This is a genomic window from Blastococcus sp. Marseille-P5729, from assembly GCF_900292035.1.
Classification (GTDB): domain Bacteria; phylum Actinomycetota; class Actinomycetes; order Mycobacteriales; family Antricoccaceae; genus Cumulibacter.
In genome coordinates, this window is the sequence record NZ_OMPO01000001.1 from 1,431,247 (window position 1) to 1,456,089 (window position 24,843).

Genomic DNA, 24,843 nt, shown 5'->3' on the forward strand with positions numbered 1-24,843 from the left:
TGACGCCCGAAAGTGCCACAACAACGGGTGTTACGTCGATGCGCTCGGGGCCGCGCCGTAACCGCGTGCTTCGGGCCCGCTATTTCTGCTTTGCAGTGGCGACCAGCTCGGCGATCTGGACGGCGTTCAGCGCGGCGCCCTTGCGCAGGTTGTCGTTGGAGACGAACAGCGTCAGGCCGCGATTGCCCTCGACGGTCGGGTCCTGCCGGATCCGGCCGACGTACGACGGGTCCTGCCCGGCCGCCATCAGTGGCGTCGGGACGTCGGCGAGGACGACGCCCGACTTGCCGTCGAGCGCCCGGCGCGCCTCGTCAGGCGTGATCGCCTTGTCGAACTCGGCGTTGATCGACAGCGAGTGTCCGGTGAACACGGGGACCCGCACACAGGTGCCGGCCACCAGCAGGTCCGGTATCGAGAGGATCTTGCGCGACTCATTACGCAGCTTCTGCTCCTCGTCGGTCTCGCCGGAGCCGTCGTCCACCAGGTTTCCGGCCATCGGCAGCACGTTGTAAGCGATCGGCGCGACGTACTTGTTCGGCTCCGGGAACTGCACGGCCCGGCCGTCGTGCGTCAGGCCGGTCGCATCCCCGACTGCCTTGACCTGCTCGGCAAGCTCCTCGACCCCGGCCAGGCCGGATCCGCTGACCGCCTGGAAGGTGGTGACCACCATCTTCCTCAGGCCTGCGGCGTCGTGCAGCGCCTTCATGACCGGCATCGCGGCCATGGTGGTGCAGTTCGGGTTGGCGATGATGCCCTTCGGCGCGTTGGCGATCTGATCACCGTTGACATCGCTGACGATCAGCGGGACATCGGGGTCCATCCGCCACGCCGACGAGTTGTCGATCACCGTCGCACCGGCGGCGGCGTACTTCTCCGCCAATGCCTTGGACGTCGACCCGCCTGCCGAGAACAGCGCGATGTCCAGACCGGAAAGGTCCGCGGTGGCGGCGTCCTCGACCTCGATCTGCCGGCCGTCGAAGTCCAGGGGCGAGCCCGCCGACCGCGCCGAGGCGAACAATCGAACCTTCTCGATAGGGAACTCGCGTTCGGCGAGCAGACGGCGCATCACGCCGCCGACCTGGCCGGTGGCTCCTACGACTGCGATATTCAGACCCATGACTACCGTCCCGTTCCTGCGTGGACCTCGGCGACCGCGTCGCTGCCGAGCTCGAAGGCGTCGTGCAGGGCACGCACCGCCTTGTCGAGGTCGACGTCGCGCACCAGCGCGGAGATGCGGATCTCGGAGGTCGAGATGAGCTCGATGTTGACGCCGGCCTCCGCGATCGCCTCGCAGAAGGTGGCGGTGACGCCCGGGTGCGAGCGCATGCCCGCGCCGACCAGCGACAGCTTGCCGATGTGGTCGTCGTACTGCACCCGCTCGAACCCGATGTCCGACTGCGCCTTGGTCAGCGCCTCCATGGCGGTCTGGCCGTCGGACTTCGGCAGGGTGAAGGTGATGTCGGTCTTGCCGGTGCCGATCTCCGAGACGTTCTGCACGACCATGTCGATATTGATCTCGGCGTCCGCGATGACCCGGAAGATCTTCCCGGACAGGCCCGGCTTGTCCTCCACGCCGACGATGGTGATCTTCGCTTCGCCGCGATCGTGCGCGACGCCGGTGAGGATGGCCTCTTCCATCGGGATGTCCTCCATGAATCCAGTGATGAGGGTGCCGGGCTCGGTGGTGTACGACGAGCGGACCCGGAGCGGGATATTGTTGGCGCGCGCGTACTCGACCGCGCGCAGGTGCAGGATCTTGGCGCCGGACGCCGCCATCTCGAGCATCTCCTCGTAGCAGACCTGCTCGCGCATCGACGCGTCCGGGACGATCCGCGGATCGGCGGTGTACACGCCGTCCACGTCGCTGTAGATCTCGCAGACGTCGGCCTTGAGCCCCGCCGCGAGCGCGACAGCGGTGGTGTCGGAGCCGCCGCGGCCGAGGGTGGTGATCTCCTTGGTGTCCTGCGAGACACCTTGAAAGCCCATCACCAGGGCGATCGCGCCGTCGTCCAGCGCCTGCCGGACCCGCCCTGGGGTGACGTCGATGATCTTGGCCTTGCCGTGGGCGGCGTCCGTGATGACCCCGGCCTGCGACCCGGTGAAGGAACGAGCCTCGGCGCCGAGGGTGTTGATCGCCATCGCGACGAGGGCATTGGAGATCCGCTCGCCGGCAGTCAGCAGCATGTCCATCTCGCGGGCCGGCGGGATGGGCGCGACCTGAGTGGCGAGGTCTATCAGCTCGTCGGTCGAGTCACCCATCGCGGAGCAGACGACGACGACGTCGTTGCCGGCCTTGCGGGTCTCGACGATCCGCTCGGCGACCCGCTTGATGCGGTCGGCGTTCTCCAGGGACGATCCGCCGTACTTCTGCACGACCAGCGCCACCGCACACCTCCATACACACGAAACGGCCCGTTGCTCGATGTCGAGAAGCGGGCCGTCGATGTTCGCTCGTAACCTGCCCGAGGGCGCATCCGCGTCGACGCACACTCGCAGCGGCAGTCTACGCCCGTTGCCGGCTCACCTTCACCTCTTTATGAGCAGATAGACAGCGCCCCGTTTCGCCCGGGACGCCGCCGGGATCGATCGCTACTAGGGTGGCGGCATGGCAGCTCCAAAGAGCAATCCCGGATTCCAGCACCCCGTGACCCGCATCTTGCTCGGCATCGGCGCGGTGGCGATGCTGGTCAGCGGCATCATGGACCTCAGCGACAGTGGCGATGAAGGAGTCCGCCTCGTGCTCAAGCTCGTCGCGGTGGTCTTCTTGGCGGCGGCGTTGGGGTACGGGCTCACCCAGAACAAGAAGCTGCAGGGGCAGCAGACGCCATTCGGGCCGCCTGGCCACGGGCCGGGGCAGCCCGGTCCGTACCCGCCGCACGGTCAGTACCCGTCAGCCCAGCCGCCGCAAGGCCAGCAGCCCCGGGGCCAGTTCCCGTCCCAAGGTCAGTTCCCGCCCCAAGGCCCGTTCCCACCGCAGGGACAGTTCCCACCGGCGGGCCCGGGGGCGACCCCGGGCGATCCCGCCCAGCATCACCGGTAGCCGGCGATTACGCACCGGCCGGTCATAACCGACGACCGCCGCGAGATCGCGCAGATGGCGCGCGAGTTCACCCGCAGGGAGGTTCTGCCGGTCGCGAACGAGCTCGACCCGGTCGCCGACGAGATCCTGATGCCGCCCCCTCGGATCACCTGCTTCCTGATGCCGAAGGAGCTCGGCACCTTGCCGGACGGCGTCACCGGCATCCGTAGCGGGGGATCAGCTACCCGGCTGGAAGACCGTGCAGCTCGCCTTCGAGGACGCCCGCCTCGAACCCGGCATGGTTGTGGGCGAGGAGGGCAAGGGCTCCGCGGTCGATGGGCCGGGTACACCACCGACTTCGCGGTCGAGCGCTACTGGCGCGACGCCCGGTTGACCAAGATCTGCGAGGGAACCTCGCAGATCCAGCAGCGGATCATCTCCGACTCCCTGCAGGGCCGCTGATCGAACGGCCGTGTCTGCGGCGGGCGCACGCGTTCGAGAGCCCGCGCGGCCACCCCTCGGCTGAAATCCAGTTGGGATCAGCTCTGCCGCCCTCTAGGGTGGTAATCATGTTGGTTCTCGGCACTGCCTCGCTGCGCCTGCGCAGCCGCTGACGGCGGCGAGCAGCACCTCCTCGTGAAGCTCCCGCCCCCGGAGTCATGCCGGGCGGCCGCTTTCGCATGCCCGGCTCCGCCACGAACCACGGAGCTAACCGGTGCCCACCTACCGCCACGGCCGGCACGAGCACGGCCAGAACTACCTCACCGATCCCCGGACGATCCGCCGCATCATCGACCTGGTCCGCGACACGAGCGGTCCGATCCTCGAGATCGGGCCAGGCAAAGGCGCGCTAACCCGGCCCCTCTTGGGCCTCGGTAGACCAGTCCACGCCGTGGAGATCGACGCGCGACTTGCCTTGATGCTCAACCAGAAGCTCGCGGGCAAGGCCGTCGTTACCGAAGGTGACTTCCTCAAGCACAGGATCCCTGATCATCCGCACGTGATCGTCGGGAACCTGCCCTTTCATCAGACCACCGCCATACTGCGCCACATCCTGCACGCGCCCGGGTGGACGGACGCGGTTCTGCTAGTCCAGTGGGAAGTGGCGCGGAGAAGGGCGGGCGTCGGCGGCGCCAGCATGATGACCGCCCAGTGGTCGCCCTGGTTCGAGTTCACGCTGCACGGTCGAGTCTCCGCGCGAGCGTTCACCCCGTCCCCGGGAGTCGACGGAGGCCTGATGACGATCCGGCGCAATCCGGAACCGCTCATCAGCGTGCACGAACGTCGGCGCTTTCAGGCGCTGGTACATCGGGTCTACACAGGACCGGGACGCGGACTCGCGCAGATCCTCGCCCGCAGTACTGTCCTCAGGAGTGCGAAGCGCGCCACTTCGTGGTTGCTCGGCCACGGACTCGCCGACTCCGATCTGCCGAAGTCGATGAGCACTGCGGCGTGGATCGACCTGTACCGCACCACAGGGACATCGCCTCCTCCGTCGCGACCCAGCCCCCGCCGAAGGAACCGGCAGAGATGATCTGGTCGCGCGGCGCCACAGGGATCCTGCACGACCGCCGCGACTGGTCAGTGCGGAGTGATGCGCTCCAGTCCGGGAATCCCGTCGAAGTCCACGTCAGAGCTGACGATCGCGGTGAACCCAGCGGCCCACGCGGTGGCGACGTGCACCGCGTCGCGGCCGCGTGCGTGTCCCCGGGCCACGAGATCCCGCGCGGCTCGCAGTATGTCCGCTGAGAAGTCATGCCAGACCACGGTCTGGTCGAGCTGGTCGAACTCGGCGATCGCCCGCTCCCTCGACACTCGCCGCATCCGGTGGAATAGATACTCCTGCCCGCCTTCCACGCTCAGGTGAATGCGCTCGGCGCGCTCGGCCGCACGGGCCAAGAAGGAGCGGCACGGCTCGCGCATGGGGTGTGGTCCGCCCACGGCGAGCAGCAGCACGGACGAATCGAGGAACCAGCCGCTCATGAGCGATCGAGCTTGGCATCGAGGCTGACCCCGTAGGCGGCCTTCATCTCGGCCGGACCGTCCCCCGGTTGATCACCAGGCGTCGCGGTCATCTTCAGGAGCGCATCGAGAGCAGCGTGCGGGTCGCCGGAGCCACCCGGGAAACGCAGATCGATGGCCTCACGGACGATCGCGGCCACGCTGCGTCCGGTTCGATCGGCCTCGGCAGCGAGCCGTTCGTAGCGCTCCGCATCCAGAAGCACCTGCAACCGGCGTTCCATCAGCGACATGCTCATACATTAGCATGCACATCTGCGACGTACCCCTGGGATCTCGGCCGCTTAGTGTGTGCCGGTATCGGGCGATGTCGCCCGATACCAGCACAGAACAACGGGTCCATCCGCACGGACAACGGCCCGGCGGCACCGGACGACGGGTCCGTCGGCGCAGGAGGGCGGCCCGGTCAGCGGGGATTGTCGATGTCGACAACCGGATGTGGCGAGTAGTGACCGGGTGCGAGCGCGCCGGCGTCCACCGGGTCGACAGCCTCACTGGAGTCGCCGGCACCAGCCGGAATGTCGTCATCCGACAGCCGGATCTCGACGTCCTGCCCCGTCAGCCGGTAGCCGCGCAGCAGGATCAGGCTGATGATGAAGAACACGGCAGGCACCAGCGTGAAGGCGAGGATCATCTCGGTCATGGCGGGGTTGCGCGGGCCGTCTGGGGTCAGGCCGATCGCGGGCGCGTAGTTGCCGATGGCCAGCATGACGGCGAACATTCCGGTTCCGGCGGCCATCGTCACCGTGTCGATCGCCCCCCAGACGCCCGTGAACAGCCCGATCCGGTTGACGCCGGTGCGGCGGGCATCGACTGCAGCCGTGTCGTGCAGCATCGCGACCGGGAAGACCTGGGCCCCGGCGTACCCGACGCCGACGACCATCACGAGCGCATACGCGAAGTACTTTCCGGTCGCCGGCGAGAAACCGAGCAGGACGACGGAGTTCAGCGCGACGCCGAGCAGCATCAGGCTGGTGGAGAACATAAACCCGGTCTTCTTGCCGAACCGCTGCCCGAGCCGGTTCCACAGCGGCATCGTGATCAACGCCGGCCCGACGAACAGCACGAAGATTATCGAGGCGCCCGCATCGCTGTTCAGGTAGTAGTTGGCGATGTAGTCGACGCCGGCCAGCATCATGCCGATCGAGACGTACTGGATCGCGAACGAGAACGCCAGCAAGGTGAAGTCGCGGACCTTCATCACGCTGCGCAGCTGCGTCCAGAGCGTCCCCTCGTTGAACAGCACCGTGGCACGTCGCGCGTTGCGGGTGCCGAAGTAGGCACCCAGGACGCCGATCAGCATGACCGTGGCGACGAAGAAGCCCATGACGCGATAACCGTCAGCGCCGCCGACCGCGTTGCGGATCGCCGGCGCGCCCGCGCCACTGATCAGGATCGCGACGGCCAAGAAGGCCACCCGCAGCGTCTGGATGCGGGTCCGCTCGTGATAGCTGTCGGTCATCTCCGCGGGCATCGCCATATAGGGGACGCCGAAGAAGGCCACCGCGGTCGCGCACAGCGAGTACATGATCGCCGTCCACCAGGCACCGCCGGTGGCGTCGGTGAATACGCCGGCGAACAGCAGCGCGAAGCTGACTGCGAGCGCGACGCCGCCCCACAGCAGGTAGGGACGCCGCGAGCCGGTCCGCACGGCCGCGTGATCGCTCCACCGGCCAACCATCGGGCTCAGGACGACGTCCCAGGCCTTCGGCAGGAACACGATGAGCCCCGCGAGCAGCGCCGAGACGCCGAGCGTGTCGGTCAGGTACGGCAGCAGCAGCAGGCCGGGAACGGTGCCGAAGGCGCCGGTCGCGAGGGCGCCCATCGAGTAGCCACGGCGCAGCCCAGGCGCGATCTGGTCATCCGACATTGAAGGATTGTGTCGCGCATCACCCTCCGGCGCAAGAGAGACGCAAGAGAGATTCGCGCCTCGAACTATCGACCCCGGTCATTCCCTGCCGAGCCCACCAACCCATCGGTGCATCTCGTCTCCCGGCGGCCGACTGCCGGGCGCCTCGCCATTCCATCCCACCCCGGTACGGCGGCGGCGCGTCCGTCCGCCGTCACGTTCACATTTGCCGCCCTGGTCGTACGCCGCGGGCCTGGGGCGCGACCGTCGTCCGACATGGGTTATGGTCGGGAGTGATGTACGGCGTGCAGCTTCTCCTTAGCAGCCGCGGCGAGACCTTCTAGAGGTCGGCACTCTCGTCGCGGTGTTTGGCATGTCTGCCGGTCGAGAGCCATATCCCGCCACATCCCTTTCCCTCGTCGCCGGTGCGAGCGCGCGCCCGCGACCACTCACGCCACAGGAGACCTGACGCGCATGAGCATCACCACCCGCTTCACCAACCCGCAGCGCCCTTCGGGGATGCCGATCTCGAAGTATCAGCCCTTCACCCCCATCGACCTGCCGGACCGGACCTGGCCGGGCAACGTCATCGACAAGGCCCCGATCTGGTGTGCCGTCGACCTGCGCGACGGCAACCAGGCGCTGATCGACCCGATGGACACCCCGCGCAAGCTGCGGATGTTCGAGCTGCTGGTCAAGATGGGCTACAAGGAGATCGAGGTCGGCTTCCCGGCCGCCTCGCAGACTGACTATGACTTCATCCGGCGGATCATCGACGAGGACCGGATCCCGGACGACGTCACGATCCAGGTGCTGACCCAGGCCCGCGACGAGCTGATCGAGCGCACCTTCCAGGCCGTGCAAGGCGCGCCGCAGGCGATCGTGCACCTCTACAACTCGACCTCGACCCTGCAGCGGCGCGTGGTGTTCGGCTTGGACCGGCCCGGCATCATCGACATCGCGCTGAACGGCGCCCAGCAGTGCCTCAAGCACCGCGAGGGCATGGGGGACACGAAGATCCGCTTCGAGTACTCCCCCGAGTCCTACACCGGCACCGAGCTGGACTTCGCCGCCGAGATCTGCAACAAGGTGATGGACGTCTGGGAGCCGACCCCCGACTGGCCGGTGATCATCAACCTGCCCGCGACCGTCGAGATGGCCACCCCCAACGTGTACGCCGACTCGATCGAGTGGATGGGGCGCAACCTGAACAACCGCGACTCGGTGATCCTGTCGCTGCACCCGCACAACGACCGCGGCGAGGCCGTCGCCGCGGCCGAGCTGGGCTACCTGGCCGGCGCCGACCGTATCGAAGGTTGCCTATTTGGCAGCGGTGAGCGCACCGGCAACGTGTGCCTGGTGACCCTGGGCATGAACATGTTCAGCCAGGGCATTGACCCACAGATCGACTTCTCCGACATCGACGAGGTCCGTCGTACGGCGGAGTACTGCAACCAGCTGCCGGTAAACGAGCGCCATCCATACGGCGGCGATCTGGTCTACACCGCCTTCTCCGGCTCCCACCAGGACGCCATCAAGAAGGGCTTCGAGTGGATGAACCGCGATGCGGCGGCAGCCGACAAGACCGTCGACGAGATCCCGTGGGCGGTGCCCTACCTGCCGATCGATCCGAAAGACGTCGGCCGCACGTACGAGGCGGTCATCCGGGTCAACTCGCAGTCCGGCAAGGGCGGCGTCGCCTACATCATGAAGTCCGAGTACCAGATGGAGTTCCCGCGGCGGCTGCAGATTGAGTTCTCCGGCGTTGTCCAGCACCACACCGACGCCGAGGGCGGTGAGGTCACGCCCGAGGCGATGTGGAACATCTTCGAGGACGAGTACCTGCCGAGCAAGGGCGAGCACCACTGGGGCCGATACGCGCTGGGCTCGCACCGTACCGAGTCCGTCGGCGACGGCCGCGACACCGTCAACGTCGAGCTGATCGTGGACGGCGACGAGGTCACGGTCACCGGCGTGGGCAACGGCCCGGTGTCGGCCTTCTGCAAGGCCCTGGAGACGATCGGCACCGAGGTGCGGGTGCTCGACTATGCAGAGCACGCGATGGGCGCGGGATCGGATACCAAGGCTGCGTCGTACGTCGAGTGCGCGATCGACGACCGCATCCTCTGGGGCGTGGGCATCGACCCGAACATCGTCACGTCGTCCTTCAAGGCGATCGTGTCGGCACTGAACCGCTTCGAGCGCGACAAGGACCAGTAGCCGCTACTTCTTACGCTTGGCCTCGGTCGCGGCGATCATTGCGGAGTAGACCTCCTTGAGTGCGCGGCGCTGCGCGGCTGTGAGGCCGTCGTCCGCATCGATGGCCGCGCGTACGTCGGGCACATCGCCGTCCTCCTTGGGCTGCAGGTCATCGGGGTCGATCCCAAGAGAGATAGCGATCTGCCGCAGCACGGCCTTCGACGGCTCTCGGACGCCAGTCTCGATCTGCGACAGGTAGGGGTTGGAGATGCCCGCCATCGTCGAGAGCTGGCGCATCGTGAGCGAGGCCAGCTCGCGCTGCTTGCGGATCATCTCGCCGAGCGGGCTGGTCATGCTGTCGCTCATCTGCCGATCACTCCGATCTGCCGGGCCATCTGCGGGACAGCATAACGACCCCGGCGCCGAGTGACGTAGATCGCAGCGCGGAGGTTAGCAGAGTTAGCATTGCCTGCTAACATGGTTCTCGTACGCAGGGCGACAAGTGATCGCCTGGACCAATCCACTAGGAGGAACCATGGTCGCCAACAAGAACGCTGATCTGCCCACCGTCGACTTCGACGCTGCTGCCGATCGCATCCGCACCCTCAACGAGCAGGTCATCGAGCAGGCCAAGAAGCAGGGCAACGCGACCCTCGACGCCTGGGAGAAGGCGCTGCAGACCGTCGTCGACTTCGAGAAGAAGGCTGCCGGCGCCTCGCAGCTCGACTTCGTCAAGGCTCTGACCGACGCGCACGTCAACTTCGTGACCTCGACCTCGGAGGCCTACATCAAGGCCGCCCGCGAGATGCTGAAGTAAGCAGCCCTCCCCCACACACGCCGAAGCGTCGGTAGCCTCACGGCTGCCGACGCTTCGTGCTTCCCACCGCAGGTGGGCTAGTAGCTCTGGTCGTCCTCGCGCGGGGTCCGCTCGAACCAGTCGCGCAGGATCGCCGCGGAGATCGCGGGGCGCTCCATCAGGAACAGGTGCCCGCCGCCCTCGACCTCGGCGTACTCGGCATCCGGGATCATCGCCGCGAGGAACCCACAGCTCAGGGTGTTCGTGATCGGGTCCTCCGCGCCGGCCAGCACCATCGTGGGGACTCGGATGTGCTGCAGGAACCACGCACTGCTGAAGGTCGAGGCGGTCGCGAGCTGGGCGAAGTAGCCGGGGATCGACGGGCGCATCTTGTGTCGCAGGTCGCTCTGGCGCTGCACCAGCTTGCTGCCGCCGTCCGCGGTACCGCCGTAGAGGAACGGCGCGACGGTGGCCATGTAGGTCCGCGAGTAGTAGCGAAGCGGGGTGGCCAGCACCGAGATTGCCAGCGGATTGCCGAATGTGGCGCCGATGCCCGCCGAGGTACCGGCCAGCACCAGTCGGCGGATCCGGTGCGGGTACTTGAAGGCGAATTCCTGGCAGATCATGCCGCCGAACGACAGTCCGACGACGTCCACGACGTCGAACTCCAGCTCGCTGAGCACCGCGTCGAGGGTCTCGGCGTACTTGTGCATCCGCCACGCCGGCCAGGGCACCGTCGACGCGCCGGCGCCGGGGTTGTCCAGCGTGATGATCGTGTACTCGTCCTTGAGCTCCTCGACGAGTGGCTCCCAGAGGTCCAGGCTTGCTCCCAGCCCGTGCACCAGCAGTAGCGGTGGGCCCTCCCCCGTGACGTGTACCCGCACATGCACATCGCCGACGCGAATCAGCTCGCCGGGAACGCGCTGGCTGCGGGGGGAGAGCGGTGCGAGTGAAGTCATCAGAACCTCTGGTCGTCGGGAATATGACGGTCCGGTGTCAACCGGACGATCAAGTGTAACCCGGACCACATCTCCTGGACGCCGTAGCGGGCTCTCGTTAACTCCCAGTAGTCCACCCGCGCATCGAGTGCGCGGACGGCGCACCGCAGGCCTGGTCAGGCGTCCGGGTCTGCCTTCAGCAGCTTGAGCGCGGTATTGGCGGCGGGAACGCCGGCATAGATCGACGCCTGGAGGAACACCTCGGCGATCTCGGCGCGACTCAGTCCGTTGCGCTGGGCGGCCCTGATGTGGATGGCCAGCTCATCGTCCCGTCCGAGCGCCATCAGCACAGCGAGGGTGACCATCGATCGCGACCGTCGATCGATGACGTCGCTGTTCCACACGTCTCCCCACGCGACCCGTGTGATGAAGTCCTGGAACCGGGCCGTCTCCTGGGTGATTCCGTCGTTCGCCCGGTCGACGTGCTCGTCGCCTAGGACCTCGCGGCGCACCTGCATCCCTTGCTTACGGCGCATCTCGTCGTCCATCACCGCCTCCCTCAATCCTTGAATCGCTGTAGGTATTCGCGGCATCGCTGCTGTGCAGCCGATGTGTCCTCGCCGACGCCCGCACGGCGAAGGTTCTCGGCCATCCGTTCGGCGTCGACGTCGAGGTCCTGCTCAAGCAGTGCGAGCTCGAGCGATACGCCGCCCATCAGGTGCGCCAGCTCGCGCAGTGGCCGCCATTCTGCCTGCCAAGCACCGGCGGCCCGCTCATGCTCCTGCACACCGGACGCCGCGATCGTCGAGAGCATCCCCGCCGCCTGAGTGGACGCCGACCGGATCAGGATTGCTGCAGCTGGATTGCGTTTATGTGGCATGGCCGACGATCCGCCGCGCCGCGCCTGCCGCGGGTCGCGGCCCAGCATCAGCTCGCCCACCTCGGTGGAGGTCATCGAGATGACATCGACCGCGATCTTCGCGCACGCGTTGATCACCTGCACACAACCGGACGCCGCTTGCAGGACGCGGGAACGTTCCGTGTGCCACGGCATGCGCGGCGGCTGCAGCTCCATAGCGTCAGCGATCTCACCGATCAGCTGGTGGGGGTTCGCGCCCAGACCGGCGATGTCGCCGGCTGCGCCACCGACCTGGACCGCGAGCAGATCGCGGATGCGGCCGAGGTTGAGCGCCGCCTGCTCCAGACCCTCGATCCAGCCGCACACCTTCCAGCCATAGGTAATTGGGGAGGCGGCCTGACCAAGAGTGCGGGCCACCATCGGCGTTCCGACGTGCGCCTCGGCCACCCGAGAGAGCCGCCCGATGACGAGCGCGAGTCGCGGACCGACGATCTCCAGCGCACGCGCCTGCATCCCTGAGAAGGCCGTGTCGATGCAGTCCTGACTGGTGAGACCGCGGTGCACATAACGCGCGTGCGGTTCTCCTACGGCTGCCCTGATCTGGGCGACTATCTCGACCACCGGAGTCGCGGAGGCCTCCGCGAGCAGCCCGATGCGCGCCAGGTCTGGCTTCAGCCGGGCCACCGCGTCGGCGATGACGTCCGCCGACGCCGCCGGGATCACGTCGTGGTTCCCCTGCGCGCGGGCCACGGAGGCCTCGAAAGTGGCTATATGCGTGAAGAACGAGGCGTCGTTCAGCGCGCCGTCGACCTCCGGATCGCCGGGCAGGTAGTCGAGGACGCCGCCGTACGGCCGGACGTCCCAACCGGCCTGCACCTGCTCGTCGTTATAGCTCAAAGAAGACCGTCTCCTCGTCGCCCTGGAGGTGGATGTCGAAGCGAAGGTGGTCACCTTCTTGCTCGGCGATGAGAGTGCGGCGACGATCCTCCGGCACCTGTGACAGTAGTGGGTCGACGGCGTTCGCGGACTCCTCGTCCGCGAAGTAGATCCGGGTGACGCACCGGTTGATCATGCCGCGGGCGAACACCGACACGTCGATGTGCGGGGCCTGCTCGTCGTCCACCCGACCCGGTTTGATGGTGCGAATCTCGAACTGGCCGTCCTTGCGGGTATCGCTGCGTCCGAAGCCCCGGAATCCGTCCGGTTGCAGCCGCACGGCCGGCGCCGGGACGTCGGGGTGCGCGAACGCGCCGGTCGCGTCGGCCTGCCAGGTCTCGATCATCGCATCGCCGATGGGCTCGTGGTTGCCGTCGTACACGGTGCCGCGGATTGTGATCGCGCCCGACGTCCCTTCGGGGACGACGGCGGCGCCGTCGTCCCACGTCAGGCCGATGTGCAGGTAGGGGCCGACGGTCTGCGAAGGGGTGATGCCGAAGTCGGTCGGGTAACTGCGGTCGATCTCGTAGCTGAACTCACTCATCGTCGTCCTCCTCCTCGAAGAGGGTCTTGTCGGGCCCGCGCAGGACGATGTCGAAGCTGAAGCCCATCGCCCATTCCGGCTGGGTGATGGAGTGGTCGTACCTCGAGATCATCCGGTTGCGGACCTTCTCGTCGCGGACGGCGTTGAAGATCGGGTCCTGGAAGAAGAGGGGATCGTCCGGGAAGTACATCTGGGTGACCAGCCGTTGGGTGAAGGCGCGCCCGAACAGCGAGAAGTGGATGTGCGACGGCCGCCAGGCGTTGTCGTGGTTCTTCCACGGGTAGGCACCGGGTTTGATCGTCGTGAACGAGTAGCGGCCCTGGTCGTCGGTCACCGTGCGGCCGAGGCCGTCGAAGTTGGGGTCGAGCGGTGCCGGCCAGTTGTCGCCCGTATGCCGGTACCGACCGCCGGCGTTCGCCTGCCAGATCTCGACGAGCGTGCTCGGTACCGGTCGGCGGTTCGTGTCCAGCACCCGTCCGGCGACGATGATGCGCTGACCGATTGCCTCGCCGGCATGCTGCCGGGTCAGGTCGTTCTCGCCGTCCCTGACCCGGTCATTGCCGAACAGGGGGCCGGTGACCTCGGTGAGGCGCTGCGGCATCAGGATCAACGGCTGCGTGGGGTGACGCAGCGTCGTACTGCGGTAGTCGGGGCAGTCGAGTGATGGCTGACCGGCCACCTCCGGGTAGTGGGGCAGACGCACGAGTTCTCCTGTTGGGTATCGGTCGACGGTATCGGCCCCGCTCGGGCGCGCCGGGCGAGTAGATTCCACTGAGCGGAATGAGGACGTGAATGGCTGGGAACGCAGGCGAACCGGGGCGTAGCGTGCTGTCTCGCGCGGCCGCGCTGCTTCGCGCCTTCGACGACGACCATCTGCAGCTCACGTTGTCCGAGCTCAGCGAGCGTGCCGGGCTCCCCCTGACCACCGCGCACCGGCTGGCGGGCGAGCTCGTCACGCTGGGCCTGCTCGAGCGAGACGAGCGCGGTTACCGGGTGGGCCTGGAGGCGTTCGGGATCGGCGTCCAGGCCCCGGCGTACGCGCGGGTGCGTCGCCTGGCGCTGCCGTTCATGAGCGAGCTGTCGGCGCAGACCGGTGAGAACGTGCAGCTGGCCGCGCTGGACGGCGACGCCGTCGTGTATCTGGAGCGGACCGTCGGGAGGCGGTCGGTCCCTCTCGTCTCCTATCCGGGATCGCGACTGCCGCTACATGCCACCGGCGTCGGCAAGGCGCTGCTGGCGTCGATGCCGGACGACGACGTACGGCGCGTGCTCTCCCAGCCGCTCACCCGCTTCACGCCCCGCACGATCACCGCGCCCGGCGCACTGCTACGGGAGGTGCGGGCGATCCGCGAGCGCGGATTCGCCTTCACCAAGGAGGAGGTCTCGCTGGGTTCGTTCTCCGTCGCGCAGGTATTGAGCGCGACGCCGTACGGGATGCGGCTGGCGGTCGGCGTCACGGTACGGCGGATCGTGCGGACCCCCGCTGCTGTCGCCGCGCGGCTGGCGACCTGCGCGACCGACATCGACACCGCCCTCACCTCCTGACCGCCCCGAGAATCACCGCTTCGAAGCCGGCTCCGCCGTTGCCCTCGCTCAGCGCAAGCGACCCGTGCACGTAGAGACGTCGCACGCTGTTGGGGTCGCGGGGGCGCTGTTGTAAGGATGGGGCGGGACGATCCTGGCAAGTGTTCGTCGGGGCCTTTAGCTAGGCGGCAGGAGCACTCTGATGGTGGTGTCGCCTGGTCGACTCTCCAAGGAGACGCTCCCGCCGAAGGCACCGACGATCGCGGCCACCAGGGCGAGACCTAGGCCGACGCCTCCCTCGCGGTGCCGGGCCTGATCACCGCGAGTGAACCTCTCGAAGGCCTGCTGCGCCAGCTCAGGGGTGAATCCGGGCCCGTCGTCGTGGACGCTGAACCCGGAGGAGTCGCCTCTGACGGTGACGGTCGTGCCGGGAGGTGTGTGCTTGCGCGCGTTGGTCAGCAGGTTGGTGATGACTTGGTGCAGACGCTGCTCGTCGCCGCGCACCTCCAGGGCCTGCTCGGGCAGCTCTAGTCGCCACCGATGGTCCGGTGCAACAACTTGCGCGTCCGTGACGGCTTCGATGAGCACGCTGCTGAGGTCGACGGCCCCGATGGTGAGCGGCCGCCCGTCATCGAGGCGAGCCAGCAGGAGCAAGTCTTCGACCAGCGACGTCATTCGCCGGGACTCCTCGTCGACCTTCGTCAGCGCGGTACGTAGCGCGGTCTCGTCGTCGGGGTGGCGACGAGCCAGTTCCGAGTAGCCGGCGATGATGGCCAGCGGCGTGCGCAGCTCGTGGGAGGCGTCGGCGACAAACTGCCGCACCCGTTGCTCGCTGCGGTGCCTGGCTGTGAGGGAGGACTCGACGTGGTCGAGGAGTGTGTTCAACGCGCTGCCGACCTGGCCGACCTCGGTGCGGTCGTCGGTGAGCCGCTCGGGGACGCGGTCGTCGAGGGCGATGTCACCGCTGGCGAGGGGCAGCTCGGCGACGCGGTGGGCGGTCTGCGCTACCTCGCGCAGCGGGGCGAGCTGGCGGCGTATGACGTAGGTACCGACAGCGGCGGCTGCCAAAACGCCGAGTAGTGTGGCGAGCACCTCGAGACGAATGAGGTGCTCGATCGTCTCGTCGACGTCGACGCGCGGCAGGCCGACGACGACCTGGCCTTCGTCCAGGTCGGTGACCAGGACCCGGTAGGAGCCGAGCCCGGGCAGGTCGACAGTCTGGACGTCGTCGGACGCGGAGAGCTCCGCGAGGGCGTCGAGCTGGCGCTCCTGAAGCTCGGTCGAGGTCCAGTTGGTATCCGAGCCCTCGGTGAGCACCAGGCCGTTGGGCTGACCTTCGTCGGGGAGCACGGCGCGTAACGTGCCGAACCGTTGGCCCGGTCCGAACCCGTCTGGTGCTCCGGACGGTCGAAGCCCGCCCGGCCCGAGGGTGGAGCGCATGGCGTCGCGGACGTCGGCGTTGAGCCTCTGCTCGAGGTTCTCGCGCATCGCCACGGTGGTCGCCGTACCGATGGCCGCAGCCGCGAAGGCCACCAGCAGCACCGCGACCGCGACCACTCGTGCTGTGAGGGTGACCGGCCCGCGGAGGACGCCCATCAGGGTGCCGGCTTCAAGACGTAGCCCGCACCGCGCATCGTATGGATCATGGGTTGCCGGCCCGCGTCGATCTTCTTGCGGAGATAAGAGATATACAGTTCGACGACGTTGGCTTGGCCACCGAAGTCGTAGTTCCACACCCGGTCGAGGATTTGCGCCTTAGACAGCACCCGCCGCGGGTTGCGCATCAGGAATCGCAGCAGCTCGAACTCCGTCGCCGTCAACGGGACCTCCTCCCCGGCCCGAAACACCTCGCGACTGTCCTCGTCCAGGGTGAGGTCGCCGACGGTGAGCACCGAGGACGACGCTTCCTGGCGCGCGCCGGCGCGACGCATCAGCGCCCGCAGCCGAGCCACCACCTCCTCGAGAGAGAACGGCTTGGTGACATAGTCGTCACCGCCTGCGGTGAGACCGGCGATTCTGTCCTCGACAGCATCGCGAGCGGTAAGGAACAACACCGGCACGTCAGGGTCGAGCGAGCGGATCCGACGCAGCACCTCCATGCCGTCGAAGTCCGGCAGCATGATGTCGAGCACAACGGCATCCGGGCGATGCTCCTTCGCGGCAGCCACCGCGCGGGAGCCGGTGTGGGCGGTGGACACGTGCCAGCCCTCGTAGCGCAGCGCCATCGCGATCAGTTCGGCAATGTTGACCTCGTCGTCGACGACCAACAGCCTCAGCGGGGAGCCATCGGGTCGGGTGAGCGGGTGAGCCTGTTCCATGCGGGCCATACTGACAACGCTACCTGTGAGCCTGCTGTGTAACTGCCTCTCGCTACGCCCTGTGTGTGAGCCATCGACCGACCGACCCTTGACGGTAAGAGCGCCGGTGTATCCCGCGGTGGCGTTGCCGGTGACGGGCGTGAGCATCACCGCGTCGGAGTCGTCGCCGCTGGTGGGGTCGTGCCAGGCTGCTCGGCGTGGTCCTGGTCATCTCGGGTCTCGCGGTAGGCAGCGATCCGGCGCGGATCGTCGACCGGCAGGGAATCGATGCGGATCCGGCGTGGGTGTGCCGCGGAACCGGTGACGAGGTAGCGCTGACCGGGACGGACGCGGCTGGCCTCATCGTTTAGGGCCGCCTCATCGTTCAGGGCCGCCTCGGCGTTGGTGTCGGCGTGAGCGCCGTCGGCGGGTGGCAGCGGTTCGGCACCCTGGGTTCGGGGCGCGGGCACCGCGGCGGTCCCAGGAGGGGCCTCTTCGAGTACGTCGCGCACGATGCGGCGCGGGTCGTACTGGCGCAGGTCGAGCGCTGCCCAGTCCGATCTTTGCAGCGAGACGCCGATCTCCGCCTCGGCTGTGGCGCGTGTCTTTTCCAGCAGGCCGCGCAGGCCGCGTACGGTCTCGGCGAGCCAGTGGGCGTAGAGCGGGAGTCGCTGGGGACCGATCACGATCCCTGCGACGAGCGTGACCAGGAGAAGCTTCTCGAAGGTCAAACCGAACATGGTGGCGACTCCTTGATCACTCGGTCAGGGCGGGGTGTGGAAGGTCGGCGGTGAGGGCACGTCGTGCTACCCGTCGGTCGTGCAGGTGGGTGATGGCCATGGCGACACCGAACAGTGCGGACATGGGTGTGGCGACGAAGAACATCGACAACACGTCGGCGGCTGGCGTTACCAGCGCGCTGAAGAGGGTGATGATGACAACGATGACGCGCCAGCTCCTGCTCAGGGCCTGGGCCGACAGCAGCCCGAGGAAGTTCAGGACCACCACGAAGACCGGTAGCACGAACGCGATCCCGATGGCGAGCACGATCTTCAGGACGAAGTCCACGTAGTAGGACGCGGTGAGGATCGTGCTGTCCTCTGTCGAGGCGAACCCGGTGAGCATGTGCACCATCCGCGGGAAGAGTAGAAATCCAAAGGCGCAGCCGGTTGCGAACAGGGGCGCCGCGGTCGCGAGGAACCCGAGGGTGTACTTCTTTTCGCGGCGGGTCAGGCCCGGGGTGACAAACGCGAACACCTCCAGCAGCCAGACCGGGCTGGACACGATGACTCCGCAGAACAGTGCGATTTTGAGCTTGAGGTCGAACGCCCCGGTGACGGTGTCGTAGTTGAGGCTCGCGTTGCGGGAAGCGGCGAGTTCCTCGATCGGGGCACGCAGGAGGTTGAGGACCTGGTCGGAGAGCACGAAGCCGGCGAGGACGCCGACTGCCAGTGCCACCGCCGCGCGGATGCCGCGTCGACGCGCCTCCCGCAGATGGTCGGCGAGGGGCATCGTGCCCCGCGCGACGGTGACCGTGTTCATGGCACCCTTCGCTCTGCGACCGGCACGAGCGCGGTGGGGACTCGGGTGTCGCCGCCGGTGCTGACAGCGTCCTGCCCGGTCGAGGACTGACTCGCAGGCTGAGGCCGCTGCGCGGCGGTACCGGTGTCGTCGGCGGTGTGGACCTCGTCCCTGAGGATGCGCACGGACTGACCGACGCCCTTGGCAAGAGCCGGGAGCTTGGCGGATCCGAAGATCAGCAGGAGGATCGCGAGGATGATCAGGGCATGCCAGCCCGTGAGGTTCTGCAACATTGGGGAACTCCGTGGTGATGGTGGATGGGTGAAGTGATCGATGGTGCGGCTGGACAGGTGGGATCAGGAGGGGCTGGCGCCGGAGTCACCGGGGCCGCCTCTCGGCGGGTCGCCCGACGGGGGTGCGCCGCCGTCACCGGGGGGCTGCCCTCCCTGTGGGCCTCCGCCCATGTCGCCGCTGGAGACCTCGGTCGTGGTGTCGATGGCAACTGCGAGGGTGCCGGTGTACCCCGACCCGGCGTCACCGCTCACGGTGAGAGTCTGCAGCGAGTCGCCACCATCGGCGAAAATGGCATCGTCCTCGATGCTGGTGCCGACGCCAGCGAGGTTTTCTGTCGAGCCCGCGTAGGCGTCAAGGGCATAGACCTCGCTCAGCATGTCGGCTGGAAAGGCGAGCTGGGAGGTCGCGATCGCGTTGCTGACGTTGGTTGCGGACTCCACGTCGGGGTAGACCTCGAAGTGGATGTGGGTCCAGCGACCGGCGTAGCACCCCGGGACGATCGTCTGGAAGGTCAGCTCGCCGTTGGAGTCGGCGACCTGGATGCCGCGCAGGTAGGTCTCATCCTCCACTCCTTCGGAGTACATGGAGTACAGACCTGCCGCATCGCAATGCCAGACGTAGACCGCGGCGTCCTCGAAGGGGACGTTCCCGTTCGCCATGTCGGTGACCATGAATGTCAACGTCAGGGGCACACCGTCGACTGTGGTGCCGCCATCGAGGCTGGAGGTGATGTCGCTGCGAACGATGCCCGACTCCTCGAGGATGTTGACGTCGTTTGTGCCGTCGGCCGGATAGGGGCCGTTGGTCTCCTGTGGGATCTCGCCGTCGGAAGCTGTCGACGTCGCAGCAGAGCCGGTGGTCGGATCGCTCGTGCTCGACTCAGTGCTGTCAGAGCCGCAAGCAGCCAGCGCGGCCGCACCGACGCCAACGCCGACCAAGCTGAGTACGCGACGGCGTGTCACCAGCGTCTTGATGTCGAAGCCCGCGCCTTGGTCGACGACCTCCTCGGAGGGGCGGCTGAGAAGCCGGCCCTCATAGGCGGGCCCTTCCGGAGTCTGTTCGGGTTCGGGAATGCGATTCACTGAGGTCCTCCTGCGGATCGATGGTGTGGTCTCGATGCATGCCACATTGGCCGCGCTCCTCATGGATTTCATGTGCGCTGCTTGTGTAACTCCTGTGGATGTCGCGAGCGGGGTCTGATGGCGCTCTCATTCCCCAGAAGGATGAGAGATATGACGGGCCAAGGAAGTACCCCGAGGAGCCGCAGGAGCAGGCGATCCGGCTGGCGGTCGATCTGACGCTCTGCGTGGGGTCGGTGAGCAGTGAGCGCCGCGCTTTCCGGTGAGCGGAAGGGCTCGGTACGCCGGGATAGGCCCGACCGGCAGGCTGATCGGATGACTGACTCCGCTCGCACCCAAGTCGCCATCATCGGAGCCGGCCCCGCCGGCCTCTATCTGGCCCGTCTGCTCTAGCTACAGGGAATCGAGAGCATCGTGGTCGAGGCGCGAGACCGGCCGTACGTCGAGGCGCGGGTCCGCGCGGGAATCCTGGAGCAGGGCTCGGTGGACGTCCTGCGCGAGATCGGTGTCGGCCAGCGGATGGACCGCGAGGGGATCGTGCACGCCGGCACCCAGCTGCGCTTCGACGGCACCAACCACCGCATCGACTTCGAGGCCCTCACCGGCCGCAAGGTCATGGTCTACGGTCAGCAGGAGGTCGTGAAGGACCTCATCGCCCAGCGCGTCGCAGACGACCTACCCATCCACTTCGGCGTCAGCGACGTACAGCTGCACGACCTGACCAGCACCAGCCCCCGCGTGACCTACACCGACGAGAACGGCGCCCGGCAGGAGATCGTGGCCGACTACATCGCCGGCTGCGACGGCTACCACGGCGTCAGCCGCGGCCACATCCCCGCCGGCCACCTCACCGAGTTCGAGCGCATCTACCCCTTCGCGTGGTTCGGGATCCTGGCCAACGCCAAGCCCTCCTCCGACGAGCTGATCTACGCGCACTCGCCCCGCGGGTTCGCGCTGCACAGCCTGCGCAGCGACAGCGTGGTCCGCAACTACCTGCAGGTCGCGCCGGGGACCGACCCGAATGCGATGTCCGACGACGAGATCTGGGATGAGTACGACCGACGGTTCGCCTTGCAGGATGAGCCGTTCACGATCAACCGCGGCGAGATCACCGAGCGGGTGGTCACGCCGATGCGGTCATGGGTGGTCACGCCGATGCGCTACGAGCGCCTCATGCTGGCCGGCGACGCCGCCCACACCGTGCCGCCGACCGGCGCGAAGGGGATGAACCTGGCCGTGGCGGACGTCGTCGTCCTCGCCGAGGGACTGACCAAGGCGCTGCAGTCGAATGACGAGTCGGGGCTCGACCAGTACTCCGACATCGCCGTACGCCGGGTGTGGCGCGCCGAGCACTTCAGCTGGTGGATGACCTCCATGCTGCATCGCTTCCCACCGGAGCACCCCGAGGGTGACGAGTTCGGGCTGCAGATGCAGCTATCGCAGCTGCGCTACTACACCAGCAGCGAGGCGGCGATGCGCACGCTCGCAGAGAACTACGTCGGTCTGCCGTTCGGCGCCGCGCTGTAGGCGGCCCCCTGCCCGCCCGACGCGATGGCTCTGCGCTTAGGCCTTCACTCCCCGGTTGGCGGTGATGACGCACTGGAGACCGCCGTGCCATCGCCGTCGCGGTTATCGTTTGCGATCAGCTCACCGCGCAGGGGGCCAGCGTGGTGCTGACCCGGCCGGACGATTCGGGGGTGGGTCCGTGCGTCGACCTACCCCAGGCGTGGGCGGCCCCGGTCCGACTACCCTGGTGAGCACATGACGTCGTCCCGAGGAGACCAGATGCAGCCCGGTGGCATGCCCGATATGGGTGCGATCCTGCAGCAGGCACAGAAGATGCAGGAAGACCTGGCCAAGGCACAGGAAGAGCTCGCGAACGCGAAGGTCGAAGGGTCGGCCGGCGGCGGCCTGGTGAAGGTCGAGATGACCGGCGCCGGCGACGTCAGTTCGGTAACCATCGATCCCAAGGTGGTCGACCCGGACGACGTCGAGTCCCTGCAGGACCTCATCGTCGCGGCGGTTCGCGACGCGTCGACCAAGTCGACTGCGCTGACCCAGGAGAAGATGGGCGGCGTGACCGGAGGAATGGGCGGGCTCGGCCTGCCCGGTCTGTAAGTGGCCTTCGAGGGCGCCGTCCAACAGCTCATCGATGAGCTCGGACGGCTGCCCGGCGTCGGTCCCAAGAGCGCTCAGCGCATCGCCTTTCACCTGCTGACCGTTGACAGCGAGCAGATTGGCGACCTGATGGACGCCCTGCGCAGGGTCAAGGACGAGGTGCGCTTCTGCATCACCTGCGGCAACGTCAGCGAGGAGGACGTGTGCCGGATCTGCCGTGATCCCAAGCGCGCGGATGACGTCCTGTGCATCGTCGAGGAGTCCAAGGACGTCGCCGCGATCGAGCGCACCCGCGAGTTCCGCGGCCGCTATCACGTGCTCGGCGGGGCGATCGATCCGGTCAATGGCGTGGGGCCGGACCAGCTGCGGATGACCGAGCTGATGTCCCGCCTGGGCAATACCGGCATCGAGGAGATCATCATCGCCACCGACCCCAACCTGGAGGGCGAAGCGACCGCGACCTACCTGGTGCGGATGCTGGCCCCAATGGGTGTGCGGGTAACGCGGCTGGCCAGCGGCCTCCCGGTCGGCGGCGACCTCGAGTACGCCGACGAGGTCACCCTAGGCCGCGCCTTCGCCGGCCGCCGTCCGGCCGGTTGACGGTTGCGACACCCGGCTAGGACTCGTTGATCTCCTCGGCACCGAGCTCGTCACGCAGCAGGTTCATCGCGGCCTCACCCGGGTCGAGCGAGGCGCGAGGGTCCTCGACCGACTCGTCGTACGGGTCGCCGTCCTCCTCGTCGTCCTCGGCTTGGGCGGCGCCGGACGCCGCGGGAGCTGCTTGCCCGGCCTGCTGGGCCGACGCCTGATCGGTGACCTCGATCGCCCAGCTCACGCCTAGGACCTGCTGCAACGCTGCCGCGAGCGGGCGCTGTTGATCCGACAGCCGGCGGACGAGCGCGGGCGGCGCGGTGAGCACGAGCGTGTCGGCGCGCACCGCCACCGGAGTCGCGGTCTCCACCAGAGCAGCACCGGCGCGGCTCGTTCGCTTGATGTGGTCGACCACGCCTCGCCACTGCCGGCGAATCTCCGCAATATCGAAATCACTCGATGAAGAATTGGACGCCGACGCGGGCGCAGGCGCCTCGGCAGGTTGCGGTTCCACCGGCTCGGCAGCCGCCGGCGGCTTGGGCGCGGGCGGCTGCCGAACCTGTGCCGGCGACGGCGCTGCAGGAGTGGGGCCGTCCGCCGGCTGCGTGGACCGCTTCGGTGGCTCGGGTACGACGGGTGTCGATGGCGCGGCGCCACGTCCACTGCCGGGGGCGCGCACCTCGGGCCACCCTCCGTCCTCGACCGGCGCCGGAGACGCTTCTGTGGGCGCAGACGGCGAGGTTTCCTCGGACAGCACCCGTTTCGCGACCGGCGCCTCGGACGGCGAGGGCTTCGGTGGCGCCTCTGGGCTGGCGGGCGTGGGCTGCGCGGCAGAACTGACCTGCGGCTGCGCCGGCGTGGCGTCGGCCGCGGGCTCGGCATTCTCGCCCGGGGTGGGACGCTGTTGGCTGGGGGGCGGGGCGCCGCGCTGGGCGGCGTACCGCGCCTCGGCTCGCTGTCGCGGAGTCATGCCATCGGCCGGCGCGACGCGCCGATCGGTGCGCGGGTGTGAGGCTCCCGCTGCGTCGGTGGGGACGCCGCCGATCTCCATGCGACGCTCGAGGCGCTCCATGCGCTGGGTGAGCGCAGCGGCATCCGTGCTCACCGCGGGCAGCAGCATCCTGGCGCAGATGAGTTCCAGACCGAGCCGGGGCGCGGTCGTCCCGCGCATCTCGGTCAGCCCCACGTGCACGATATCGGCCAGCCGCGACAGCGTCGTCAGACCCAGCCGATTGGCCTGGCCAGCGAACTTCTCCAGATGGTCCTCCGGCGCATCGATCAGGCCCTTCTTCCCGGCGTCCGGTACGGCGGCCATCAGGATCAGGTCACGCAACCGGTCGAGCAGGTCGGCGGCGAACCGGCGGGGATCATGCCCGGCATCGACCAGCCGATCAACTGTCCCGAAGACCGTCGCGCCGTCCGCGACGCCGATCGCCTCGACCATGTCGTCGAGCAGGGCCGCATCGGTGACCCCGAGCAGCGCGAGCGCGTCCTCGTAGGTAATGCCGTCAGGGCCGGCGCCGGCAATGAGCTGGTCGAGCAGCGACTGCGAGTCACGCACCGACCCGCCGCCCGCGCGGACGACGAGCGGCAGCACCGCCTGCCCGACCGTGACGCCCTCGCTGCGGCAATTGCGCTCGAGCAGGTCGCGCATCGTCGCCGGCGGCACCAGCCGGAAGGGATAGTGGTGGGTGCGCGATCGGATCGTCGGCAGCACCTTGTCGGGCTCGGTGGTCGCGAAGATGAAGATGACCGACTCGGGCGGCTCCTCCACCACCTTCAGCAGCGCATTGAAGCCCTGGTTGGAGACCATGTGGGCCTCGTCGATGATGTAGATCTTGTAGCGGTTCTGCACCGGCAGCTGGAAGGCTCGCTCGCGCAGGTCACGGGCGTCGTCCACACCGCCGTGCGATGCCGCGTCGATCTCGATGACGTCGATGTTCCCCGGGCCGTCGGGCGCCAGGTCGATGCACGACTGGCACTGGCCGCAGGGAGTGGAGGTCGGGCCCTGCTCACAGTTGAGCGAGCGCGCCAGGATACGCGCGGACGACGTCTTGCCACAGCCGCGCGGGCCGGAGAACAGATAGGCGTGGTTGATGCGCCCCGAGTCAACCGCGGTCATCAGTGGGCCGGTGACGTGCTCCTGCCCTACCACCTCGGCGAAGGTCGCCGGGCGGTACTTGCGGTACAGCGCGAGCGCCATGCCTCACCCCAGTTGATCGGTCCGTCGTACGCCGGGATCGAGCCTAGTCGCACGCGG

General features: G+C 67.9%; 27 protein-coding genes. 9 read left to right on the forward strand and 18 right to left on the reverse strand.

Features of this window, described 5'->3' with window-relative positions; translation table 11 throughout:
• Window positions 1–79: 79 nt before the first annotated feature.
• Entirely contained in the window at window positions 80–1,117 is a 1,038-nt protein-coding gene (locus tag DAA40_RS06930) for an aspartate-semialdehyde dehydrogenase (RefSeq protein WP_106848896.1), read from the reverse strand.
• Between the two features lie 2 nt (window positions 1,118–1,119).
• Window positions 1,120–2,385: an aspartate kinase gene (locus DAA40_RS06935; RefSeq protein WP_106848897.1), complete on the reverse strand. Its 1,266-nt coding sequence runs from the start codon at window positions 2,383–2,385 to the stop codon at window positions 1,120–1,122.
• A 220-nt stretch (window positions 2,386–2,605) separates the two neighbouring features.
• Here DAA40_RS06935 and DAA40_RS06940 point away from each other — a divergent pair, with 220 nt between their 5' ends.
• The 3 genes from DAA40_RS06940 to erm all read left to right on the forward strand — a co-directional run bounded on the left by DAA40_RS06940 (window position 2,606) and on the right by erm (window position 4,553).
• Window positions 2,606–3,040: a hypothetical protein gene (locus DAA40_RS06940; protein WP_158716287.1), complete on the forward strand. Its 435-nt coding sequence runs from the start codon at window positions 2,606–2,608 to the stop codon at window positions 3,038–3,040.
• Between the two features lie 54 nt (window positions 3,041–3,094).
• Complete coding sequence (locus tag DAA40_RS16375; protein WP_199849557.1) at window positions 3,095–3,481, forward strand: acyl-CoA dehydrogenase family protein; 387 nt, start codon at window positions 3,095–3,097, stop codon at window positions 3,479–3,481.
• Window positions 3,482–3,734: 253 nt separating this feature from the next.
• Window positions 3,735–4,553 (forward strand): 23S ribosomal RNA methyltransferase Erm, encoded by an 819-nt coding sequence (gene erm, locus DAA40_RS06950; protein WP_106848899.1) that lies wholly within the window; start codon window positions 3,735–3,737, stop codon window positions 4,551–4,553.
• Between the two features lie 47 nt (window positions 4,554–4,600).
• On the opposite strand, the gene DAA40_RS06955 is transcribed toward erm, so the two are convergent.
• From DAA40_RS06955 to DAA40_RS06965, 3 genes are all read right to left on the reverse strand, one after another.
• The gene (locus tag DAA40_RS06955) at window positions 4,601–5,002 is read right to left on the reverse strand and encodes a type II toxin-antitoxin system VapC family toxin (RefSeq protein ID WP_106848900.1); all 402 of its coding nucleotides are present in this window, start codon (window positions 5,000–5,002) and stop codon (window positions 4,601–4,603) included.
• A complete protein-coding gene (locus DAA40_RS06960) occupies window positions 4,999–5,271 on the reverse strand; it encodes a ribbon-helix-helix domain-containing protein (RefSeq protein WP_199849558.1) in 273 nt (90 codons plus the stop codon). Before DAA40_RS06960 ends, DAA40_RS06955 begins: the two co-directional genes overlap by 4 nt.
• 173 nt (window positions 5,272–5,444) lie before the next feature.
• Window positions 5,445–6,908 (reverse strand): MFS transporter, encoded by a 1,464-nt coding sequence (locus DAA40_RS06965; protein ID WP_106848901.1) that lies wholly within the window; start codon window positions 6,906–6,908, stop codon window positions 5,445–5,447.
• 453 nt (window positions 6,909–7,361) lie between these two features.
• Between DAA40_RS06965 and leuA the strand changes: the two genes are divergently transcribed.
• Window positions 7,362–9,107, forward strand: coding sequence for a 2-isopropylmalate synthase (gene leuA / locus DAA40_RS06970; protein ID WP_199849559.1), 1,746 nt, complete (start codon window positions 7,362–7,364; stop codon window positions 9,105–9,107).
• A gap of 3 nt (window positions 9,108–9,110) precedes the next feature.
• On the opposite strand, the gene DAA40_RS06975 is transcribed toward leuA, so the two are convergent.
• Window positions 9,111–9,440, reverse strand: a complete 330-nt coding sequence (locus DAA40_RS06975) for a helix-turn-helix domain-containing protein (protein ID WP_199849560.1) — start codon at window positions 9,438–9,440, stop codon at window positions 9,111–9,113.
• A gap of 181 nt (window positions 9,441–9,621) precedes the next feature.
• Here DAA40_RS06975 and DAA40_RS06980 point away from each other — a divergent pair, with 181 nt between their 5' ends.
• A complete protein-coding gene (locus DAA40_RS06980) occupies window positions 9,622–9,903 on the forward strand; it encodes a hypothetical protein (protein WP_106848903.1) in 282 nt (93 codons plus the stop codon).
• A gap of 77 nt (window positions 9,904–9,980) precedes the next feature.
• Here the strand turns inward: DAA40_RS06980 and DAA40_RS06985 are convergent, their stop codons facing one another.
• The 5 genes from DAA40_RS06985 to pcaH all read right to left on the reverse strand — a co-directional run bounded on the left by DAA40_RS06985 (window position 9,981) and on the right by pcaH (window position 13,862).
• The gene (locus DAA40_RS06985; protein ID WP_106848904.1) at window positions 9,981–10,841 is read right to left on the reverse strand and encodes an alpha/beta fold hydrolase; all 861 of its coding nucleotides are present in this window, start codon (window positions 10,839–10,841) and stop codon (window positions 9,981–9,983) included.
• A gap of 155 nt (window positions 10,842–10,996) precedes the next feature.
• Window positions 10,997–11,368: a 4-carboxymuconolactone decarboxylase gene (gene pcaC / locus DAA40_RS06990; RefSeq protein ID WP_106848905.1), complete on the reverse strand. Its 372-nt coding sequence runs from the start codon at window positions 11,366–11,368 to the stop codon at window positions 10,997–10,999.
• A gap of 11 nt (window positions 11,369–11,379) precedes the next feature.
• On the reverse strand, window positions 11,380–12,576 hold the full coding sequence (locus tag DAA40_RS06995; protein ID WP_158716288.1) for a lyase family protein: 1,197 nt from the start codon (window positions 12,574–12,576) through the stop codon (window positions 11,380–11,382).
• Window positions 12,566–13,159, reverse strand: coding sequence for a protocatechuate 3,4-dioxygenase subunit alpha (pcaG, locus tag DAA40_RS07000; protein WP_106848907.1), 594 nt, complete (start codon window positions 13,157–13,159; stop codon window positions 12,566–12,568). Before pcaG ends, DAA40_RS06995 begins: the two co-directional genes overlap by 11 nt.
• On the reverse strand, window positions 13,152–13,862 hold the full coding sequence (gene pcaH, locus DAA40_RS07005) for a protocatechuate 3,4-dioxygenase subunit beta (RefSeq protein WP_106848908.1): 711 nt from the start codon (window positions 13,860–13,862) through the stop codon (window positions 13,152–13,154). Before pcaH ends, pcaG begins: the two co-directional genes overlap by 8 nt.
• A gap of 89 nt (window positions 13,863–13,951) precedes the next feature.
• Here pcaH and DAA40_RS07010 point away from each other — a divergent pair, with 89 nt between their 5' ends.
• Window positions 13,952–14,704: an IclR family transcriptional regulator gene (locus tag DAA40_RS07010; protein ID WP_106848909.1), complete on the forward strand. Its 753-nt coding sequence runs from the start codon at window positions 13,952–13,954 to the stop codon at window positions 14,702–14,704.
• Window positions 14,705–14,860: 156 nt separating this feature from the next.
• Here the strand turns inward: DAA40_RS07010 and DAA40_RS07015 are convergent, their stop codons facing one another.
• From DAA40_RS07015 to DAA40_RS07040, 6 genes are all read right to left on the reverse strand, one after another.
• A complete protein-coding gene (locus tag DAA40_RS07015; protein WP_106848910.1) occupies window positions 14,861–16,279 on the reverse strand; it encodes a cell wall metabolism sensor histidine kinase WalK in 1,419 nt (472 codons plus the stop codon).
• Window positions 16,279–17,001, reverse strand: coding sequence for a response regulator transcription factor (locus tag DAA40_RS07020; protein WP_106849309.1), 723 nt, complete (start codon window positions 16,999–17,001; stop codon window positions 16,279–16,281). Before DAA40_RS07020 ends, DAA40_RS07015 begins: the two co-directional genes overlap by 1 nt.
• A 146-nt stretch (window positions 17,002–17,147) precedes the next feature.
• Window positions 17,148–17,720 carry a hypothetical protein gene (locus DAA40_RS07025; protein WP_199849561.1) on the reverse strand — a complete coding sequence of 191 codons (573 nt, stop codon included), beginning with the start codon at window positions 17,718–17,720 and terminating at the stop codon, window positions 17,148–17,150.
• Between the two features lie 16 nt (window positions 17,721–17,736).
• Entirely contained in the window at window positions 17,737–18,522 is a 786-nt protein-coding gene (tatC, locus tag DAA40_RS07030) for a twin-arginine translocase subunit TatC (RefSeq protein WP_199849562.1), read from the reverse strand.
• Entirely contained in the window at window positions 18,519–18,794 is a 276-nt protein-coding gene (locus DAA40_RS07035) for a twin-arginine translocase TatA/TatE family subunit (RefSeq protein WP_106848911.1), read from the reverse strand. Before DAA40_RS07035 ends, tatC begins: the two co-directional genes overlap by 4 nt.
• Before the next feature lie 63 nt (window positions 18,795–18,857).
• Window positions 18,858–19,877, reverse strand: coding sequence for an intradiol ring-cleavage dioxygenase (locus tag DAA40_RS07040; protein ID WP_106848912.1), 1,020 nt, complete (start codon window positions 19,875–19,877; stop codon window positions 18,858–18,860).
• Window positions 19,878–20,276: 399 nt separating this feature from the next.
• On the opposite strand from DAA40_RS07040, the gene DAA40_RS07045 reads away from it, so the two are divergent.
• The 3 genes from DAA40_RS07045 (at window position 20,277) to recR (ending at window position 22,592) form a co-directional block, all read left to right on the forward strand.
• Window positions 20,277–21,401, forward strand: coding sequence for a 4-hydroxybenzoate 3-monooxygenase (locus tag DAA40_RS07045; protein WP_255413470.1), 1,125 nt, complete (start codon window positions 20,277–20,279; stop codon window positions 21,399–21,401).
• Window positions 21,402–21,659: 258 nt separating this feature from the next.
• Window positions 21,660–21,992, forward strand: a complete 333-nt coding sequence (locus DAA40_RS07050) for a YbaB/EbfC family nucleoid-associated protein (RefSeq protein WP_106848913.1) — start codon at window positions 21,660–21,662, stop codon at window positions 21,990–21,992.
• A complete protein-coding gene (gene recR, locus DAA40_RS07055) occupies window positions 21,993–22,592 on the forward strand; it encodes a recombination mediator RecR (RefSeq protein WP_106848914.1) in 600 nt (199 codons plus the stop codon).
• A 16-nt stretch (window positions 22,593–22,608) separates the two neighbouring features.
• Here recR and DAA40_RS07060 read toward each other — a convergent pair whose 3' ends face one another.
• Entirely contained in the window at window positions 22,609–24,786 is a 2,178-nt protein-coding gene (locus tag DAA40_RS07060; protein ID WP_106848915.1) for a DNA polymerase III subunit gamma and tau, read from the reverse strand.
• Between the last annotated feature and the right edge of the window lie 57 nt (window positions 24,787–24,843).

Coding starts and splice junctions, on each gene's coding strand:
- DAA40_RS06955 (WP_106848900.1), bottom strand. CDS start 5,002: ATGAGCGGCTGGTTCCTCGATTCGTCCGTGCTGCTGCTCGCCGTGGGC.
- DAA40_RS16375 (WP_199849557.1), top strand. CDS start 3,095: ATGGCGCGCGAGTTCACCCGCAGGGAGGTTCTGCCGGTCGCGAACGAG.
- DAA40_RS06940 (WP_158716287.1), top strand. CDS start 2,606: ATGGCAGCTCCAAAGAGCAATCCCGGATTCCAGCACCCCGTGACCCGC.
- DAA40_RS06980 (WP_106848903.1), top strand. CDS start 9,622: ATGGTCGCCAACAAGAACGCTGATCTGCCCACCGTCGACTTCGACGCT.
- DAA40_RS07015 (WP_106848910.1), bottom strand. CDS start 16,279: ATGGGCGTCCTCCGCGGGCCGGTCACCCTCACAGCACGAGTGGTCGCG.
- DAA40_RS07010 (WP_106848909.1), top strand. CDS start 13,952: ATGGCTGGGAACGCAGGCGAACCGGGGCGTAGCGTGCTGTCTCGCGCG.
- DAA40_RS07050 (WP_106848913.1), top strand. CDS start 21,660: ATGCAGCCCGGTGGCATGCCCGATATGGGTGCGATCCTGCAGCAGGCA.
- DAA40_RS06965 (WP_106848901.1), bottom strand. CDS start 6,908: ATGTCGGATGACCAGATCGCGCCTGGGCTGCGCCGTGGCTACTCGATG.
- leuA (WP_199849559.1), top strand. CDS start 7,362: ATGAGCATCACCACCCGCTTCACCAACCCGCAGCGCCCTTCGGGGATG.
- DAA40_RS06960 (WP_199849558.1), bottom strand. CDS start 5,271: ATGTCGCTGATGGAACGCCGGTTGCAGGTGCTTCTGGATGCGGAGCGC.
- DAA40_RS07020 (WP_106849309.1), bottom strand. CDS start 17,001: ATGGAACAGGCTCACCCGCTCACCCGACCCGATGGCTCCCCGCTGAGG.
- pcaC (WP_106848905.1), bottom strand. CDS start 11,368: ATGGACGACGAGATGCGCCGTAAGCAAGGGATGCAGGTGCGCCGCGAG.
- DAA40_RS06930 (WP_106848896.1), bottom strand. CDS start 1,117: ATGGGTCTGAATATCGCAGTCGTAGGAGCCACCGGCCAGGTCGGCGGC.
- DAA40_RS07060 (WP_106848915.1), bottom strand. CDS start 24,786: ATGGCGCTCGCGCTGTACCGCAAGTACCGCCCGGCGACCTTCGCCGAG.
- DAA40_RS07025 (WP_199849561.1), bottom strand. CDS start 17,720: ATGTTCGGTTTGACCTTCGAGAAGCTTCTCCTGGTCACGCTCGTCGCA.
- DAA40_RS06975 (WP_199849560.1), bottom strand. CDS start 9,440: ATGACCAGCCCGCTCGGCGAGATGATCCGCAAGCAGCGCGAGCTGGCC.
- DAA40_RS07035 (WP_106848911.1), bottom strand. CDS start 18,794: ATGTTGCAGAACCTCACGGGCTGGCATGCCCTGATCATCCTCGCGATC.
- tatC (WP_199849562.1), bottom strand. CDS start 18,522: ATGAACACGGTCACCGTCGCGCGGGGCACGATGCCCCTCGCCGACCAT.
- pcaG (WP_106848907.1), bottom strand. CDS start 13,159: ATGAGTGAGTTCAGCTACGAGATCGACCGCAGTTACCCGACCGACTTC.
- DAA40_RS06985 (WP_106848904.1), bottom strand. CDS start 10,841: ATGACTTCACTCGCACCGCTCTCCCCCCGCAGCCAGCGCGTTCCCGGC.